Annotated in this window: 16 protein-coding genes and 1 pseudogene; 12 read left to right on the plus strand and 5 right to left on the minus strand. The window is 74.3% G+C overall.

Features of this window, described 5'->3' with window-relative positions; translation table 11 throughout:
• Positions 1–59: 59 nt before the first annotated feature.
• Complete coding sequence (locus tag OG335_RS39955; protein ID WP_405008907.1) at positions 60–2,111, plus strand: WD40 repeat domain-containing protein; 2,052 nt, start codon at positions 60–62, stop codon at positions 2,109–2,111.
• Positions 2,112–2,324: 213 nt separating this feature from the next.
• Here the strand turns inward: OG335_RS39955 and OG335_RS39960 are convergent, their stop codons facing one another.
• Together OG335_RS39960 and OG335_RS39965 are read right to left on the minus strand one after the other, a co-directional pair.
• Entirely contained in the window at positions 2,325–2,897 is a 573-nt protein-coding gene (locus tag OG335_RS39960; RefSeq protein ID WP_405008908.1) for a DUF4240 domain-containing protein, read from the minus strand.
• Between the two features lie 342 nt (positions 2,898–3,239).
• Positions 3,240–3,599, minus strand: coding sequence for a hypothetical protein (locus tag OG335_RS39965; RefSeq protein ID WP_405008909.1), 360 nt, complete (start codon positions 3,597–3,599; stop codon positions 3,240–3,242).
• A 250-nt stretch (positions 3,600–3,849) separates the two neighbouring features.
• Here OG335_RS39965 and OG335_RS39970 point away from each other — a divergent pair, with 250 nt between their 5' ends.
• Positions 3,850–4,161, plus strand: coding sequence for an NIPSNAP family protein (locus tag OG335_RS39970; protein WP_405008910.1), 312 nt, complete (start codon positions 3,850–3,852; stop codon positions 4,159–4,161).
• Positions 4,162–4,285: 124 nt separating this feature from the next.
• On the opposite strand, the gene OG335_RS39975 is transcribed toward OG335_RS39970, so the two are convergent.
• Positions 4,286–5,218, minus strand: a complete 933-nt coding sequence (locus OG335_RS39975) for an NADP-dependent oxidoreductase (RefSeq protein WP_405008911.1) — start codon at positions 5,216–5,218, stop codon at positions 4,286–4,288.
• 149 nt (positions 5,219–5,367) lie between these two features.
• Here OG335_RS39975 and OG335_RS39980 point away from each other — a divergent pair, with 149 nt between their 5' ends.
• From OG335_RS39980 to OG335_RS40015, 8 genes and pseudogenes are all read left to right on the plus strand, one after another.
• Positions 5,368–5,673 (plus strand): cupin domain-containing protein, encoded by a 306-nt coding sequence (locus OG335_RS39980; RefSeq protein WP_405008912.1) that lies wholly within the window; start codon positions 5,368–5,370, stop codon positions 5,671–5,673.
• Between the two features lie 9 nt (positions 5,674–5,682).
• Positions 5,683–6,905: pseudogene (locus OG335_RS39985) on the plus strand (IS4 family transposase); the annotation flags it as partial.
• Between the two features lie 55 nt (positions 6,906–6,960).
• Positions 6,961–7,773 (plus strand): AraC family transcriptional regulator, encoded by an 813-nt coding sequence (locus tag OG335_RS39990; RefSeq protein ID WP_405015274.1) that lies wholly within the window; start codon positions 6,961–6,963, stop codon positions 7,771–7,773.
• A 245-nt stretch (positions 7,774–8,018) separates the two neighbouring features.
• Positions 8,019–8,450 carry a hypothetical protein gene (locus tag OG335_RS39995; RefSeq protein ID WP_405008913.1) on the plus strand — a complete coding sequence of 144 codons (432 nt, stop codon included), beginning with the start codon at positions 8,019–8,021 and terminating at the stop codon, positions 8,448–8,450.
• 234 nt (positions 8,451–8,684) lie between these two features.
• Complete coding sequence (locus OG335_RS40000) at positions 8,685–9,737, plus strand: Acg family FMN-binding oxidoreductase (RefSeq protein ID WP_405008914.1); 1,053 nt, start codon at positions 8,685–8,687, stop codon at positions 9,735–9,737.
• Positions 9,738–9,905: 168 nt separating this feature from the next.
• Complete coding sequence (locus tag OG335_RS40005; protein WP_405008915.1) at positions 9,906–12,635, plus strand: GNAT family N-acetyltransferase; 2,730 nt, start codon at positions 9,906–9,908, stop codon at positions 12,633–12,635.
• A 240-nt stretch (positions 12,636–12,875) separates the two neighbouring features.
• Positions 12,876–13,328 (plus strand): hypothetical protein, encoded by a 453-nt coding sequence (locus tag OG335_RS40010; RefSeq protein WP_405008916.1) that lies wholly within the window; start codon positions 12,876–12,878, stop codon positions 13,326–13,328.
• A gap of 110 nt (positions 13,329–13,438) precedes the next feature.
• Positions 13,439–13,633: a hypothetical protein gene (locus OG335_RS40015; protein WP_405008917.1), complete on the plus strand. Its 195-nt coding sequence runs from the start codon at positions 13,439–13,441 to the stop codon at positions 13,631–13,633.
• Between the two features lie 193 nt (positions 13,634–13,826).
• Here OG335_RS40015 and OG335_RS40020 read toward each other — a convergent pair whose 3' ends face one another.
• Complete coding sequence (locus tag OG335_RS40020; protein WP_405008918.1) at positions 13,827–14,108, minus strand: hypothetical protein; 282 nt, start codon at positions 14,106–14,108, stop codon at positions 13,827–13,829.
• 230 nt (positions 14,109–14,338) lie between these two features.
• Between OG335_RS40020 and OG335_RS40025 the strand changes: the two genes are divergently transcribed.
• Entirely contained in the window at positions 14,339–14,842 is a 504-nt protein-coding gene (locus OG335_RS40025; RefSeq protein WP_405008919.1) for a GNAT family N-acetyltransferase, read from the plus strand.
• 109 nt (positions 14,843–14,951) lie between these two features.
• Here OG335_RS40025 and OG335_RS40030 read toward each other — a convergent pair whose 3' ends face one another.
• Positions 14,952–15,599 (minus strand): TetR family transcriptional regulator, encoded by a 648-nt coding sequence (locus OG335_RS40030; protein ID WP_405008920.1) that lies wholly within the window; start codon positions 15,597–15,599, stop codon positions 14,952–14,954.
• A gap of 279 nt (positions 15,600–15,878) precedes the next feature.
• Here OG335_RS40030 and OG335_RS40035 point away from each other — a divergent pair, with 279 nt between their 5' ends.
• On the plus strand, positions 15,879–17,297 hold the full coding sequence (locus OG335_RS40035; RefSeq protein ID WP_405008921.1) for a lipase family protein: 1,419 nt from the start codon (positions 15,879–15,881) through the stop codon (positions 17,295–17,297).
• Positions 17,298–17,340 lie beyond the last annotated feature (43 nt).

Here is a 17,340-nt window from a genome sequence, read left to right on the forward strand (position 1 = left end):
GTCGCACCCGCACGGCATCTCGTCCCGATCGCCACGAAGCACGAAGAAGGGCAACGCCGATGGATCAGGTCGTAGCCGACGTCGGACACGCGGAGCCGGACGATGTCGACCGACGGCAGTCCGCCCTCCTCGACGCCGTCCGCCGGGGCCGGGCCGTCGGCGACCCGGACGGCGACCTGTGGCGGGTCGACTGGGCGACCGATATCGACCTGGACCTCCGGCTGATCTGGCAGGTGCGGGTCGGGCGGGTCGTGGCCAGCGCCTGGGGCGAGGTCGACGGCCGGCCCCAACTGGCCACCGCCGTCAGGGCCGACGAACGGCCACCGGCCGACCCGAAGCTCCGAAGGCACCGGCTGGAAGTCCGGGACGTCCGGTCGGGCCGGGTCCGCACCGTGGAGTGCGAGGTACCCGTTCGCGTCCTGGCCTTCGCGCCCGACGCCACCGAACCGCTGCTCATCTCCAGCCACGATGACCACACGGTGCGGATCTGGGCCCTCGCCGACCTCGCGCTCCGCCGGACGATCGACGTCGGCGAAAGCCCGCACGCCCTGGCGGTCCTCGGCAGCGGACCTGACACCCGGCTGCTGGTCAGCACCGCCTGGAGCGGCCTCGGGCTCTGGGACCTCGCGACCGGCGCGCGGCTCCGCCTTCCGCACCTGCCGCCCGTCATCGGGCTCAGTCCCGGCGCCCTCGCGGACGGGAGCGCGGTCGTGCTGCTCTCGGACGAAGGGGTCCTGCTGTGGAACCCGGACGACGACCAGGTGCGACAGCTCCCCGTCCCCGCCGGGCTACGCCCGATCAAGGGCGCCACCCTGTGGCGGTCGGACGGTCGGGAGCTGCTGACCGTCCGCGACGAGCAGGATGCCCACGCCACCATTGACCTGACGACGGGTCAGCACGAACTGCTCACGGCACACCTGTACCCCGTTCCGGACCGGCTGATGCAGTCCAGGCCGGGGCTGGGACCGCAGAGCAATCCGACCGTGACGGGGCCCGCCCTCGCCGTGTCCACCAGGTGGAACGTCCATCTCTGGGACGCCCGTACCATGCGGCCGCTCGGACCACCCCTCGCCGGATCCGTCGCACGGGCCGCCGTCGAGGCCGTCCGCTGGGAGGGGCGCGACCTCCTGCTGACCTCCTCCGAGCAGGACGGTGTGGTCGCACTCTGGGACCCGGCCGCCTCCGTGGACCGCAAGCCCGGCCACGGCCAGCGACTGGCGGACGTCACGGTCACCGAGCCGGACGGAGTGGTGGTCAGTGTCGACGAAGGCGGAACCCTGGTGGTCCGCCGCGCCGCCGACGGCACCCTGCTGGCCGCGCCCCTCGCCACCGAGGTCGTGGTGACCAGGGCCCTGGCCGCCTGGAGCGACGGCGGCCGTCCGTACGCCGCCACCGGCTCCGGATCCCCGCACGACCCCGATCCGCTCCTGTACCGCTGGGACCTGGCCGCGGGCGGCCCCTCCGGCGCACCGGCCCGCACCGACAGCAGCATCGTCCGCTGGGCCGTCCACCGGCGCCTGCGCACCGGCGACGCACTGGTCGTCTACGGGGACGGGGACATCACGCTCCGGAACCCCGCCGACGGGGCCGTTCTCGCCACGATCCCCGTGGACGCCGAAACGGGCACCACCGGATTCGCCGTCGGCGCGGTCGACGGGCGCGCGACCGTCGCTCTGACGTCCTACGAGGAACCGGCCCGGCTGTTCGACCTGGACGACCCGTCGTCCGCGCCGGAGATCGTGCCGGGAACCGAGGACCACCCCGTGCTGGCACTCCTCGACGGCCGACTCGTCACCGTCCGCTCCGAGGATGCGGCCGAGGGCGCCACCGCACTCCGCGCCTGGGACCGCACCGGTCGGCCGGCGGGCCCGGAGATCGACGGCCCGGCCGCCGTCACCGCCGTCGCGGGCCTCGGCTGGCCCGAGCTGTACGTGGCCCGCGCCGACCGCACCCTCACTCTGATCGACCTGCGCACCGGTGAACCGTCCACCCGGCCGCTGCTGCTGCCCGGTGCCGCCGTCTGCCTCGCGGCCACCGCGGACGGGGGAGTGGCGGTGGGGTTCGGCCAGGACATCGCACTCGTTCGTCCGCCGATCCGGGAAGGCGATTGAGAAAAAGGGCCGGGGTGCCCCCGAAAGGGCACCCCGGATTTTACTAGGTCTCCGGTCCGGTCCAATCGACCCAGACCGTGGGCTTGAAGAGTATGCCGTGCTCGGCGGACGCCTCCTCGGCAATCGATTTCATGCTGCAGAAACCTGGCAGAACGTCCCTGGTGTCCGGCATTCGGGGTCAGGCGCCGCCGGCGACGAGCGGCTTCATCGGGTTCAGTCGAGAAAGAGCGCCGCGAGCCGGGGGAGGTGGCGCCGCATCTCGTCGTCGTCCTCACTGTCCCAGTCGGCCCCGGTCGGCTCTTCGGGCCGCACCGTGGCGCGCAGAGCGGCGTCCACGGCCGTGTCGAACGAACCGGTCTCGCCCTGGGATTCCCGGTACGCCTGCTTGATCAGGTAGCTCAGCGACTCGAAGCCGATCCAGCCGTCCTCGTCGCGGCTCATCCGGACGACCACGGGCAGCTCGGCCAGGGAGTCGGGACGGGCGACGGCGCGGGTGAACGTCTCCCGTCCGAGCAGGATCAGCCCGTCGCGGAAGTCCATGAAGCCGTCGTCTCCGCAGCCACCCTCCACGAGGTAGGCGGCCTTCCACAGCGGACGCCGGTACGCGGAGTCGGTCACCTCGATCGCCTTCAGGTAGAAGTCGATGATTTCCGCCGGCTCCAGTGACGCGAGTATGCCCGTGAGGGCGCCGGGCAACGGGTCGTCGGGCAGGTTCCTGTCATCGGCACGGTCACCGACCACGCTGCGCGCTTGCTCGACGAGGCCCCACCAGTCGTTGATCTGCATGGCCGGGGAGCCTAGAGCAGGGCTGCGACAGCAGCCGTTGCACGAGGCCGGCCGCGACAGGGCGCGACAGGGCGGGCGGGGCGGGGCGGCCCCGGGCCGTGCCAGGGTCGGCCGGGGTGAAGGCCGTCCGCGCGGGATGCCGGTGAAGGGGGTTTGCCGGGCCGGTGGGCGGTGAGGCGGGGAGTCGGGCGGGGCACAGGCCCGGGCGGCCGTCACGCCTCTTCGGTCGCCCGGGCCGGCCCCGTCGCCGCTCAGACCCGGCCGCCGAGACGTCCCTCTCCGGCGGCCGGGGAGCGGGGGCTGCGGCGCTGCCGGAGCCCCCCGGTGCGGCCCGCCGTGCGGTCACCGTCCGGCGGTCGCCTCCGGCCGGACGAGCGGGAGGTCGGGGGTGTATCCGAGGATCCAGCCGAGGGCCTGGGCGACGCCGCGGGCGTAGCGGCGCTGCTGAGGGCTCTGCCGGGGGTCGTGCCGTACGGCGAGGGCGGTGCGTTCCTGCGCCATGAGCCGTAGGAGGGCGTCGGCGGGGGACGGCTCCATGGGGATGGGGGGCGACTTCCAGGGGTCGAGTGCCCACCCGAGGGCGGCCCGGGCGCCCTGCGGGCGCGGCTTGTCCCGGCGGGTGGGCAGGTGCTGCAGGGCGTCGTGGATCTCGTCGCCTGACCGGATCCCGACAGTGCGCTGCGGGAGTGTGCCGATGCTCATGCCTCCACCGTAGAGAGCCTGACGCGCCGCGTCATGCGTTCCGCGTCACAGGCCCCTCGCGGGTGCGGTGCGCGCGGCGGTGGTGCGGGGTTGGCGGGATCTCGCGGTCCCCGGGCGTTCCCGCCGCTGGTCGAAGGGGCTCCGGGACGGAAGGATCGAGTCGTCGACGAACGGCCCTGCCGTGGTCGCCGTCCCCGCGGACGGCCGCCCCGGACAGGCACGAGCGCCTTACGGCGGAAGAGGGACGGACATGATCACGATTCATCTGAAGTACGAGATCGACCCCGACAAGCTGGCGGACTTCGAGGAGTACGGCCGGCGCTGGGTGCGGCTCGTCCCGCGCTTCGGCGGCACGCACCTCGGTTACTTCCTGCCGAGCGAGGGCGACAGCGACATCGCGTACGCCCTCTTCACGTTCGGCAGCCTGGCCGAGTACGAGCGCTACCGCATCGCGGCCGCGGCCGACCCCGACTGTCAGGAGGCGTTCGAGCTGGCCCGCAGGACCAGGTGCATCAAGCGGTACGAGCGCCGGTTCCTGACACCGCTGGAGACCGACGCGTAGGCGTGCCCCCGGCCGTTCCCGGCCGCCCCCGCGCCTGCCCCCGCGCCTGCCCCCGCTCCCGTAACGGCGACCCGGTGGCGGACGCGTCGGCGCTCGGGCGGGTGGCAGGTGTGCGCCGCGGGGATCAGAGCGTCAGGACGATCTTGCCCCGGGTGCGGCGGGTCTCGACCAGGGCGTGCGCCGTGGCCGCGTCCTCCAGCGGGAGGACGTGCTCGACGTGCGGCCGCAGGAGGCCCGCCTCGACCAGCTCGGTCAGCGCCTCCAGCCCGACGTGGTCCGGCTCGACCACGACTCCGGCGTACCGCCTGCCGGCCGCCGCGGTACGGGCGGCGAGCTCCGGGTCGAAGTGCTCCGTGATCGTGGCCAGCACGCCGCCGTCGCGCAGGACGGGGAGCGAGCGGAGGCCGTTGCCGTTGCCGACCGTGTCGAACACGACGTCCAGCCCGCGCAGCCCGGTGGTGAAGTCGGCCGCGGTGTAGTCGATCGGGTGGTCGGCGCCGAGCTCGCGGAGGAAGTCGAGCTTGGCGGCGCTCGCCGTCGCGAAGACCTCGGCTCCGCGGGCCCTGGCGATCTGCACGGCGAGGTGTCCGACCCCGCCCGCCCCGCCGTGCACCAGCACCCGCTGTCCGGCCTGCAGCCCGGCCGCGTCGACCAGCGCCTGCCAGGCGGTCAGCCCGGCCATCGGCAGTGCGGCGGCCTGCGCGTGGTCCAGCCCCTTCGGCTTGCGGGCGAGCTGCCGGGCCGGCGCCGTGACGTACTCGGCGTAGCCCCCGGCCGGCCGCGGGAAGTGCGGCATGCCGTAGACCTCGTCGCCGACGGCGAAGCGGTTGACGCCCGGCGCGACCTGCTCGACCACGCCGGAGACGTCCCAGCCGAGCACGAACGGAGGCTCGCCCAGGAGCGGGAACGCCCCCGAACGGGTGTAGGCGTCGACGGGGTTGACCCCCGCGGCGCGGACCCGCACCAGGACCTCGGTGACCCGCGGTTCCGGCCGTTCCGCCTCGGTGATCCGGAGGACGCCGGGCTCTCCGTAGGACTGCTGGTCGATGGTGCGCACGGCGGGGTTCCTTCCGTCGGTGGCGCGGATCGTGGCGTCCGGGCCTGGCACCAAACCTAGGCGGCTGATGCGAGACGCTGAATAGCCGAAACTCTCTCTTTCCTGTCCGATCGTCTCGTCCGGCGGTCGTATCGGCGTAGGCTGTCCGCATGGACATCCTCACCGAGGCCGTCGCCTCCATGCGGTCCGAGAGCCCCCGGACGGCCCGCACCGAGTGCCGGGCGCCCTGGGGACTGCGCTTCCACGAGGCCACCGGCGCGGCCTTCCACGTCGTGCTGACCGGCTCCTGCTGGCTCGTCCGACCCGACGGCTCCGCCCTCGCCCTGGCCGCCGGTGACGTGATCTTCCTGCGCAGCGGCGCCGAGCACGCCCTGACCGACGACCCGCACTCCCCGGCCACCGACTTCCGCCCCGACCGGACCCAATGCCGCTTAGATAAGGACCAGTATCGCTAGGCTTGCTGTGTGGATGAGTTGCGGGGTGCGGATGGGCGCTTGACGGATCGTCTGGCGGTCGGGGTGCTGACGGACCTGCTGCATCAGGATCTTGTCGATGATGTGGTTGAGCAGGCTGGGCGTCGGGAGCGTCGGGTGCGCCTGCTGCCTGCCCGGGTGGTGTGTACTTCGTGCTGGCCATGTGCTTGTTCTTCGGCGACGGCTATGAGGAGGTGATGCGCAAGCTGGTGGGCGGTCTGCGGTTCCTCGGGGACTGGAGCGGGAACTGGAGGGTGCCGACCACCGGGGCGATCACACAGGCCAGGGCCCGGCTGGGCGAGGAGCCTTTGCGGTTGCTGTTCGAGCGTGTCGGGGCGCCACTGGCCGGTCCCGGTACCGAAGGTGCCTGGCTGCGGTCATGGCGGATGATGGCGGTCGACGGGGTGCAGCTCGAGCTCCCGGACACCCCGGGCAACACCGAGGCGTTCGGCAAGAACAGTCACCGTGAGCACCGTCCCGGCCCCTTCCCGCAGGCCCGGGTGGTCGGCCTCGGGGAGTGCGGGACCCGTGCGGTCATCGCGGCGCGCATCGGCCCGTTGGCTGTGGGCGAGAGGGAGCTGACCGAGCAGCTGCTGCAACGGTTCGAGCCGGGCATGCTGGTCATGGCCGATCGCGGGTTCTACAGCCTGGCGTTGTGGGTCAAAGCAGCCGAGACGGGCGCTGACCTGCTGTGGAGGGTGTCGGAGACCGTCGATCTGCCCGTGCTGGAAGTGTTCCCCGACGGTTCCTACCGTTCCGTGCTCGCCGACGTCATCGCGCGTCAGCGGTACCGACGACATGTGCGCTCCGGACGCGCGGACGCGCGGCTGGAAGGACTGGCCGTTCGTGTTGTGGATTACCGGGTGGACGGGCGTGCGGGCAACGGGGACCTGTACCGGCTGATCACCACCGTCCTGGATCCCGGCGAGGCTCCCGCACTGGAGCTGGCGGCGGCGTACCACCAGCGGTGGGAGTTCGAGGTCGCGCTTGCCGAGATCGAGACGTACCAGCGCGGACCTGCTCGCCCCCTGCGGTCCAAGTCGCCCGAGATGGTCCGCCAGGAGATCTGGGCCCTGCTGACCACGCACTACGCGATCCGGAACCTCATGCATCAAGCCGCGGGCGGTGCCGGCCTCGACCCGGACCGGATGTCCTTCATCCGCAGTCTCCGCGTCGTCCGCCGCCTGGTCACCGACCAGGCGGCGTTTTCCCCTGACGGCTTGGCCGCCGCCCTTACCGGGGCTCTCGCCGAGATAGCCGAACGGCCCAATCCCGCCCGGCGACAACGTACTTGCCCCCGCGCCGTCAAACGCCACCGCCTCAGCCCGCACCGCATCAAACGCCCCGACGACACCAACACCCGGCACTCCGGACCGCCCACCTTACAACTCAGAAACCCAGCTATCTAAGCGGCATTGCGACCGGACCGACCGCACCTCACCGATCGGCAGGTTCGCCGTCGACGGCCCCGGCGCCCGCACGGTGCTGCTCTGCGGCTCCTACCACCTCGACCGGGAACGCCCCCACCCCCTGGTCGCCGGCCTTCCCGAGCTGATCCACCTGCCCGCCCGGCGCGACCGCCACCACGCCCTGCGCGCCGCGATCGACATGCTCGGCGCCGAACTCGACGACCCCAGGCCCGGATCCGACGGCATCGTGGGCGAGCTGATCGACCTGCTGCTCCTCTACATCCTCCGCGCCTGGTTCGACGACCAGCCGGCCGATGCCACCGCCGGATGGGCCGCCGCACTGACCGACCCGGCCATCGCCCCGGCCCTGCGCGCCATCCACCGCGACCCCGGCCGCGCCTGGACGGTCGAGGCGCTCGCCGACAGCGCAGGCCTCTCGCGCGCCGCCTTCGCCCGCCGGTTCACCGGCCTGGTCGGCGAACCCCCGCTCACGTATCTCACCCGCTGGCGGATGACCACGGCCGCCCGGCTGCTGCGCCACTCCGACACCCCGATCGCCGTCGTCGGAGAACGGGTCGGCTACGGCTCCGAGTTCGCGTTCGCCAAGGCCTTCAAGCGCGCCCACAGCGTGCCGCCCGGCCAGTACCGGCGACGGGCCGGTGCGGCCTCCTGACCGGAGGCCGGTACCGGCGGAGCCCCTCGGGGAGGCAGAAGATCTTGCGGTGGGAGTGGCCCGAAGTGGCACCAGCCCACTGGCTGGTGACGCAAGATTTCCTGTGGCCAGGCGGTACAGGGTCTGCGTCGACGTACGGGGAATCCGCGTGACACGCACCGGGACGGCATGGCATCGTGCTGCCGTGACCACACGTCGAAAGGCCGATGCCGCGTAGACCGCCCCGCGCGCTGCGCGGAGACCACGTGACGCCCCGCCTCTGGGGACCCGCCCCGCCGCCCCGGATCCACGGCCTCTCCGCCGGAACAAGCCTGGCGGTGCACCGGGCCGAGAGGGTGAGCGCCGGCTGGTACCTCTACCCCGGAGCCACCGATCGGGCGCTGCGCCGGTACCGGGAGTTCCTCGCCCCACCGGGCAGACGCCCCCTGTACCCGCAGGCAGCGTTCTGCTCCTGCCCGGGCTGCTCCTTCGACGACGTCCGGCACGCACGTGACGTGCTGGACGGGATCCTGGGAGCGCTGCCGGTACGGGCCCGAGCCGAACTCCGGCGGGTCCTCCGCCCCTTGGACGCCGCTCTCCTGCACCGCACACTGCCCGACCCGTTCACCCGTCGACGGCAGTGGCGCACGGAGTTCTGGTGGTACCGCCGCCTCGCCTGCCCGTCGGAGGGAGGGTGAGGAGGCGTCGTACAGCCGTCGGCCCCCCGCTCTCCCGCTCTCCCGCTCTCCCGGTCTCCTGCTCTCCGGTCTCCTCTCCCGTGCCGCCCGCGGTGGCGGTGCCGCGGCAGGCCGCCGCAGAACGGGTCCAACGGCCCTTCGCAGGCACCGGCAGGCGGCGCACGCTGGAGGCAGCGGGGTGCTGCTCCCGTCCGGGGCGCACCGCCGAGGGCATGAGGGCAAGGAGTACTGATCATGATCGCGACACTGCCGACCCTCGCCGACCTGCGGCTGCTCGTGACAGCTGCGGGCGCGGCGCCGTCCCTGCACAACAGCCAGCCCTGGCGCTTCCGTCCGACGGTCGACCCGGACGGGGCCGGGCCGAACGGGGCCGAGCCGAACGGGGTGGACCCGGACGGGGTGGTGGAGGTGCACGGGGTCGAGGTGTACGCGGACCGCACCCGCGCCGTCCCCCTGACCGACCCGGTCGGCCGCGCCCTGCACATCTCCGTCGGCGCGGCGCTCCTCAACCTCCGCGTGGCCGCCGCCCATCTCGGCCGCACGCCGGTGGTCCGGCTGATGCCCGACCCGGCCCGGCCGGACCTGCTCGCGGTCGTCTCCCTGACCGGACCCCCGGCAACCGTCTACGCCGACCCCGAGTTGTACGCCGCCATCCCGCACCGCCACTCCGCCCGCCGGCCGTTCGCCGGCCGCGACGTGCCGGAGAGCGTGCTCGGGGAGCTGATCGGCGCCGCCCGGACCGAGGGCGTGCACCTCACGCCGCTGGAGGAGGCCGGCGTCCGACGGGTGCTGACCCTCACCGCGGAGGCCGAGGCCCGCACCGAGGCCGACGTGGCCCGCCAGGCGGAGACCCGGGGCTGGCTGCGCCCCGAGACACCGGCGACCGACGGGATCCCCGCGTCGGCGCTGGGCCCGCAGGACCACGAGGCCCGCGTGCCGATGCGGAGCTTCACCGGAGGCCCGCCGGCCCTCCCCACGGAACGCTTCGAGGCGCTCCCGCAGGTCTGCACCCTCACCACCCACGGCGACGGCCCCGCCGACTGGCTCCGGGCCGGCCAGGCGCTGGAGCGGGTCTGGCTGCTGGCCACGGCCCGAGGCGTCCGGCTGACCGTGCTGCACCAGGCCGTCGAGTGGCCGGACACCCGGGCCCTGCTGCGCGACCCGGAACAAGGGCCGGGCTTCGTCCAGCTCGTGGTCCGGATCGGCTACGGGCCACCCGGACCGGCCACACCGCGCCGCCCCGTCGCGGAGACCCTCGACCCGCCCGCGGCCGGAGCGGGCCGATGACACCCGCCCGCGGCTGGCGCGGGCCGGTGACACCCGCCCGCGGCCGGAGCGGGCCGGTGACACCCGCCCGGCCGTGCGGTGAGGCCCGGCAGGAGTGAGCCTGGAAGGACGGGGCACGCCGGACACCCGCCCGGAACGCCGCGCCCGGGCCCGACCGAGGAGCCGCAGATGCCCAGCCGCGACGACCCCCCGGCGACGGCCGAAGACCTCCTGACCGACGGCACCACCGCCGTCATCCGCCCGCTGCGCCCCGCCGACCACGACGCCGTCTACGAGCTGTACGCCGCCGGGCGGTCCGGGGACGGCCGCGGCCCACGGTTCCTCGGACCCGGCCGCCGAGCGCCGGCCCTCGCCGCCGACCGGCTCTGCGGACCACCCCGGCCCGGCCTGCTCACGCTCGGCGCCTGGGTCGCGGCGGACCTCGTCGGCGAGGTGGACTGCGAGACGACCGGCGGCCGGTCGGACACCGCCCGACTCGCCCTGGCGGTCGCGGACTCCTGGCGGCACCACGGTGTCGGCACGCTCCTCGTGAAACACCTCGTGGAGGCCGCCCGCGAGCGCGGGGTGCGGGAGTTCGAGGCCGACACCGTGGCCGGGAACCGCGCGGTGCACCGGCTCTTCTCCGACCTGGGCCTGCCCGTCCACCACCGGGGCGGGCAGGGCGGGGCCCGGCTGCGGGTGCCGCTCGACGAGCAGGACGAGCGCGACCGCGAGGCGGCGGACCGGCGCGGCCGGGCCGCCGACGTCGCCGGCCTCGCCGCGCTGCTCTGCCCCCGCTCCATCGCCGTCGTCGGTGCTTCGCGGCGGCCCGGCTCGGTGGGCCGGGCCGTCCTGCTGAAGATCCAGGAGGGGGCGTTCACCGGCGACCTCCGGGCCGTCAACCCGCACGCGGACGAGATCGCGGGCCTGCCCGCCCACCGGTCGGTCGCCGACCTCCCCGGCGCCCCCGACCTCGCCGTGCTCACCGTGCCGCCCGGCGCGGTGCCGGACGCCGCCGAGGCGTGCGGCCGCGCCGGGGCCCGCGCGCTCGTGGTCGTCACCGCGGGCCTCTCCCCGGACGAGGCCCGCGGACTCGTGCGTGCCTGCCGCCGTCACGGCATGCGGCTCGTCGGGCCGAACAGCCTCGGCGTCGCCCACACCGACCCCGCGGTGCGGCTCGACGCCGAGTTCGGCGGCGTGGTGCCCCTCCCCGGCACGGCCGGGATCGCCGTGCAGTCCGGCGGCATCGGGATCGCCCTCCTGGAACGGCTGGCCCGGCTCGGCATCGGCGTCTCCAGCTTCGTCTCGCTCGGCGACAAGTTCGACGTCAGCGGCGACGACCTGCTGCGATGGTGGGAGGAGGACGGCCGGACCGACCTCGCCGTGCTGCACCTCGACTCGTTCGGCAACCCCCGGGCGTTCGCCCGTACGGTCCGCCGGGTGACCCGGCGGCTGCCCGTCCTCACCGTCGACGCGGGCCGCTCCGCCGCAGGCCGCCGCGGCGCCGCCGCGCACACCGCGGCGTCGGCGACCCCGGCCGTGACCCGGGAGGAGCTCTTCCGGCAGGCCGGCATCACCGCCACCCACAGCATCGCCGAACTCGTCGAAGCCGCAGCGCTGTTGCACGCACAGCCGCTGCCCGGCCCGCGCGGCGCCGTCGCGGTGATCTCGAACGCCGGCGGGATCGGCATCCTCGCCGCCGACGCGTGCGCCGAGGCCGGCCTCCTCCTGCCCGAACTCCCCGCCGCGACGGCCGCCGCGCTGGCCGTCCTCCTGCCGGGCGGCGCGAGCACCGTCAACCCGGTGGACAGCACGGCCGCCGCCCACCCGGAGCAGATCCGCGCCTGCCTCGACCTGCTGGCCCGCGAGGAGACCGTCGACGCGCTGCTGGTCTGCCTCGTGCCGACCGCACTGACCACGGGCGACGGACCCGGAACCGTCCGTGCCCTGCTGGAGGGCCCGGCCCGGCGGCGCATCCCCGTCGCCGCCGTCCAGGTCGGCCAGGAACCACCCGTCCGGTACCTGGCCTGCCGAGGCGGCCTCCTGCCGTCCTACGCCGACCCGGCCGCCGCCGCCCGGGCCCTGGCCCACGCCAGGGACCGCGCCCGGCGACTGGCCGAACCGGTCGCCGAGGCGACGCCGCCGGTCGCCGACACCCCGGCGGCCCGCGCGCTCGCCGAAGCCTTCCTCCGCACCCGCCCCGAGGGCGGCCTGCTCGACCCGAACGACACCGCCGGCCTGCTCGCCTGCTACGGCATCCCCCACATCCCCTTCCGGTGGGCGCACGGCGAGCAGCAGGCCGTCCTCGCCTCCCGCGTCCTGCGCCAGTACGGCCACGGCGGCAGGACCGTCCTGAAGGCCTACTGGCCCGACCAGATCCACAAGGGCCGGGTCGGCGCCGTCCGGACCGGACTGGCCGACGACGCCGAAGTCGTCGCCGCACACCGGCAGTTCACAGCCCAGTTCGGGGACCGCATGGACGGCGTGGTCGTCCAGCCGATGGCCGCGCCCGGCCTCGAACTGCTCACCGGCATCGTCCGGGACCAGGTCTTCGGCTCCCTCGTCGTCCTCGGCCTCCGCGGCACCGCCACCGGCATCCCCGACGACCGCTCCGTCCGGCTCACCCCGCTGACCGAGCACGACCTCACCACCATGGTCGCCGACCTGCGCAACTCCTCCCTGCTCCTCGATCCCTCCGGCACACAGCAGGCCGACCTCGGCGCCGTCCAGCACGTCCTCGCCGGACTCTCCCGGATGGCGACCGACCTGCCCCAGGTCGTCGAGGTCGACCTCGACCCGCTGACCGCCCGCCCGGACTCCCTGACCGGCGTCGACGCGCGCATCCGCCTGGAGCCGCGGCACCCCTACGACCCCTACCGGCCCCGGCCCGGCCGTCCGGTGGCGCCCGGGAAGCACTGACCACAGCCGACGGGCCGCCCGCGCCGCCCCCGCCCTCGGCGGCGCACGTGTCGGAGGGTGCCGCCATGCGCTCGCTGCGGCCGGTCTGCCCGACGAGGAGCGGCCCGTGGGGGCGTGCGTGGCGGCGACGACCGGCACCGCTACGGGAAGGCACTCCTCCCCGGGCGCTCTTGACGGAACGTCAGGGATCTTCCACTCTCGAACTCCGAAACGACGTCCACGGGGGGACCGTTCACCGCGATGACCCGACACGTGCCGGTGCTGCTCGCCGTCCTGGCCTCGGCGGTCCTCCTCGCCGGATGCTCCGGCACGGGCGGGAGCCGGGCCGCACCGACGCCGACGCCGACGGCCGAACCGCCCGCGCCGAGCCCGACGGCGCACCGGCAACCGGACGTTCCGGAACTGCCTCCCACGGCGGGCGGAACGAGAACACTCGTCGCCGTACCGCTCCGTGAGGCGGGCTCCACCGTCGGGACCTTCTCCGCCCGGGCCGGCGAGATGGACGTCGCGATGTACTGCACCGGCGGCTCCCTGACCGTGCACATCGACCCCGTGTCGACCAGCACGGTGGTGTGCGGGACGGCAGACGTCACCCCGGTGCTCAACGTCCTCCACCTCCGAGCGGCGCAGGACGTGCAGGTGAGCGTCGACGCCCCGCCCGGCGTGCGATGGAACCTGCGGATCGAGCAGTAGCCGCACCCACCCGTGCGTGACGTCGGCGCGCCCGCCTTCCGGCTGTGCCCGAGGGCGTCGGACCTGGCAGGATCACCGGCACGGTACGGACGATTGCAGGGGTGCGAGACATGACGGTTCTGCTGCTGGGCGCGCTGGTGCTGGTTGTCGGCGGATGCGTGTGCGTCGTGTGGGCGGACCGGGGCGGCCCCCGTTGGGTCCGCGTCGTGGCGACCGTGACGCTCGTCGTGGGCGAGATGCTGCGCTGCGTCGACAAGGGTCGGCGCCGCGGCCTGAACCGGAGCACGAACGGCGGCGGCGACTGACCCGCACCCGCGACCACGGGGACCACGCCGAACGCCCGCTCCGTCACGACCCGTTGAGCGCCTCACCCGGTGCGGGACCGTGCGAGGCCCAGCAGACGATCGCAGTCGGGGGTTCGCGGCGGCTGTTTAGAACCGGAGACGGACGCGGGGTGCACCTCCGTCTCCCCCGGGAGGTCCGTCGAGGACGGTGCCGTCAGACGGGCTTGCGCGGGGTCCGGCGGCGGGCCCACTCCTGGAGGACGAGCCCGGCACCGACGAGGAGGGGCCCGACGGGCCAGACCGAGAGGCTCGAAGAGCCCGTGACGACGCCGAACGTGATGCCTGCCATGATGACGAGCTGGCCGGCGCCCCAGATGCGGGGCGCGCCGACCGGGCGCAACCAGCGCGGTACCCAGCCCCGGATCACGGCGGGGGCGCCGCCCGCGATCCCTAGCGCCCAGGCCACAGCCAGGCACGTCCATCGAAAAGTGGTCACGAGGGGGCTCCTTCGCCAGGGCGGTCCGTCCGACGGGCCGTGGGAGGTGTGATCATTCCACCGCCCTTCGCACGGTCGGTGACCGGGGGCGGCTGTACGGACGCGTGCAGGCTGCGCGAGCGCGGGTCGACGCCCACCCGGCGGTGACGATGCACGGAAGGGCCCGTCAGGGGTCACCGATCGGCCTCTCCGCGCCGGCCGGTGCCGGTGGCGCCCGATATCGTGCCGGGATGGAAAGGACTGTCACGTACCTGGAGATGACGGACCGCCGTGAGCTGAAGCCCGGTCGGGTCGTGCCTTCGCTGGAACTACGGCGCGAGGAGGGCCTGTCGGCCCTGGTGCGTTCGGTGCAGGCCCGGGTCGGAGCGGCGTACGGCTGGCGGAGTTCAACGCGATCCGACGAGGAGTGGCAGGAGTTGGCGCGAACGCAGCCGCACCGCCGGTACTGGCTGATCACGCTGGCCGGTGCGACCGCCGGGGTCGTGGCGCTGGCGCCGCAGCCCCCCGGGGAGGTGGAGATCGTCACCTTCGGACTCCTTCCCGAGTACGTCGGCCGGGGGCTGGGCGGGCACGCCCTCACGCTGGCGTTGCAAAAGGCATGGGCGACAGAGCCGTTGGAGGCGGACTCCGTTCGCAGGGTGTGGCTGCACACCAACTCGGACGACCACCCGAGCGCACTCGCCAACTACCGGCGCCGCGGTCTGCGCGTCTACCGCACCGAGGTCGAGGGGTAGCGCGAACATCCGGGCTGCGCCCGCTCGTCCAGGGCCGTGGCCCGTGGCCCGCGGGCCCTGCCCCGAAGCGGCGGCCGTCCGGCGGCCGTTCGGCGGCCGGACCCGGACGTCAGTAGGGGAGCCCCTCCGCCGCGGCGCGCAGCGCGGTGTGGAGGCTGGCGGCGAGTTCGTCGTCCGAGGCGGTGCCGTCCTCGGCGGAGCGCTGGGCGAAGTCCTCCGCCGCGGCGCGCAGGGCTCCGTTGACGGTGGCCGCGTGCACCTTCACGCGCAGGTCGCCCGGGTGCCGGCCCGACCTGCGGGCGAGGAGTTCGGCGAAGAGGGGCAGCGCGTCGTCGTGGGTCTGCAGCCAGACGGCGCGCAGAGCGGGTTCGGTGTGGGTCATCCGGATCAGGTCGAGGACGTCGGGATCGGCGCGCGGCAGAGTGCCCCGGCGGCACGACTCGGTGAGGAAGTCCAGCAGTCCGGTGCCCGGGGGCCAGTGGCGCAGTGCCTCGGCGGCGGCGTCCAGACTCGCCGTGAGCACGGGGCGGATGCAGCTCTCCTTGGTGGGGAAGTGACGCCACAGGGTGCGGGTCGAGACGCCCACGGCCTGGGCGATCTGATCCCCCGTGGTGCCCGTGACGCCCTGGGAGACGAACAGGCGGACCGCTGCCTGCGCGATCTCCAGGCGGAGGGCTGCGCGGCGTCGTTCGCCGAGCGGCGGCCTGGCGGCCGGCCCGTCGGTGTCCGCGCTGCGCTCGGGTGTCGTGTCAACCACCGTGTCCCACCACCCCTGTCTCGGCGATCCCGGGCAGCATAGCGAGCCGCACGGAAATGACACATGCAGACGCCTTGTCACTGAGTGACAGGCTCCCTTACGCTCCCGATGTAACCCACCAGTAACTAGTGGGTGAGGGACGGGAGTTCGACGTCATGCGGGGCGAACCCCCCTCGCGGCCGGCACTGCCACGCGCCCACACGGCGGTGCGGCCGCGCGCCCGCACCGACGCACACCCGCACCCTTTCCGACTTTCCGACGAAGCAGGGAGTGAGCCGCATGCACCGTCCCACCGACCGGCCGGACCCGGTGTCCGCCGAACGTCCCCGCACCGGCCAGGCCGGGCCGTCCCCGGCCCGCAGATCCACCGCTGCGGGGCGAAGCCGTCTGATCGCCACCACGGTCGTGGCGCTGGCCTGCCTCGGGGTCCAGGCCGTCCCCGCGTCCGCGGCCGGGGCGGGCGGCGTGGTCTCCCGGGGCGTGACCGTCCCCGCCTTCTACCAGCCGCCGGCGGCCCTCCCCGCGGCCGACGGCGCGCTGGTCCGCACCGAGCCGTTGCCGCTGGCGCTGAGCCTGCCCGGCCTCGACGGGCGTCCGCTGCCGGGCACCGCCACCCGGCTGATGTACAAGTCGACGGATTCGCAGGGCGGTCCCGTGGCGGTGACCGGCGCCTACATCGAGCCGTCGGCGGCCTGGAAGGGCGGCGGTGCGCGGCCGCTGGTGGCCCTGGCCCCGGGCACGATGGGGCAGGGCGACCAGTGCGCGGCCTCCCTGGGCCTGCAGCACCCGATCGTCATCGGGGACGACACCGTGTCCGTCGGCTACGAGGACCTGGCGATCTACCGGCTGCTGTCCGCCGGGGCCGCGGTGGTCGTCACCGACTACGTCGGCCTGGGCGCGACCGACCGCCTGCACACCTACGTCAGCCGCCTCGACGGCGGGCACGCCCTGCTGGACGCCGTCCGGGCGGCGCGGGCGCTGCCGGGGTCATCGATCACCGCCGACTCGCGGATCGGACTGTTCGGCTACAGCCAGGGCGGCGGCGCCAGCGCGTCGGCCGCCGAACTCCAGCCCTCCTACGCGCCGGACGTCAAGCTGGCCGGCACCTACTCCGGCGCGCCCCCGGCCGACCTGACCGAGGTCGTCAAGGGCATCGACGGCAGCGCGCTCGCCGGTGCGCTGGGCTGGTCGCTCAACGGATTCCTCCAGGCGGATCCGGACCTGAGGGCCATCGCCGACGCCCGCCTGAACGCCGCCGGGAAGGCGGCGCTGAACGACCTGTCCACGATGTGCGTCGGCGACGCGATCTTCGGCTACGCGTTCACGAGGAGCAGCTCGTGGACGGTCGGCGGGGAGTCCGTCAGCGACATCGTCGCCGCGGAGCCGAGACTCCGGGCGGTGCTCGACTCCCAGCGCATCGGCACCCTGAAGCCGACCAGCCCGGTGCGCCTGGCCACCGGCGTCCAGGACGACATCGTGCCGCACGGCCAGGCCCGCCGGCTCGCCGTCGACTGGTGCCGCAAGGGCGCCAACGTCACCTACGACGCCGTGATCCTGCCGAACCTGGGCGACGGGCTGCTCACCAACCACCTGGTGCCGCTGCTCACCGACCAGGGCGACGCCGTCGCCTGGCTGACGGACCGTCTCTCCGGCAAGGCCGCCGCCTCCAACTGCTGGACGATGCCGCTGCAGCCCTGACGGCCTGCCCTGATCGCCTGCCCCGGGGCCCTGCCCGCGGCAC

It is taken from the genome of Kitasatospora sp. NBC_01539, assembly GCF_045040525.1.
Taxonomy (GTDB): Bacteria; Actinomycetota; Actinomycetes; order Streptomycetales; family Streptomycetaceae; genus Kitasatospora.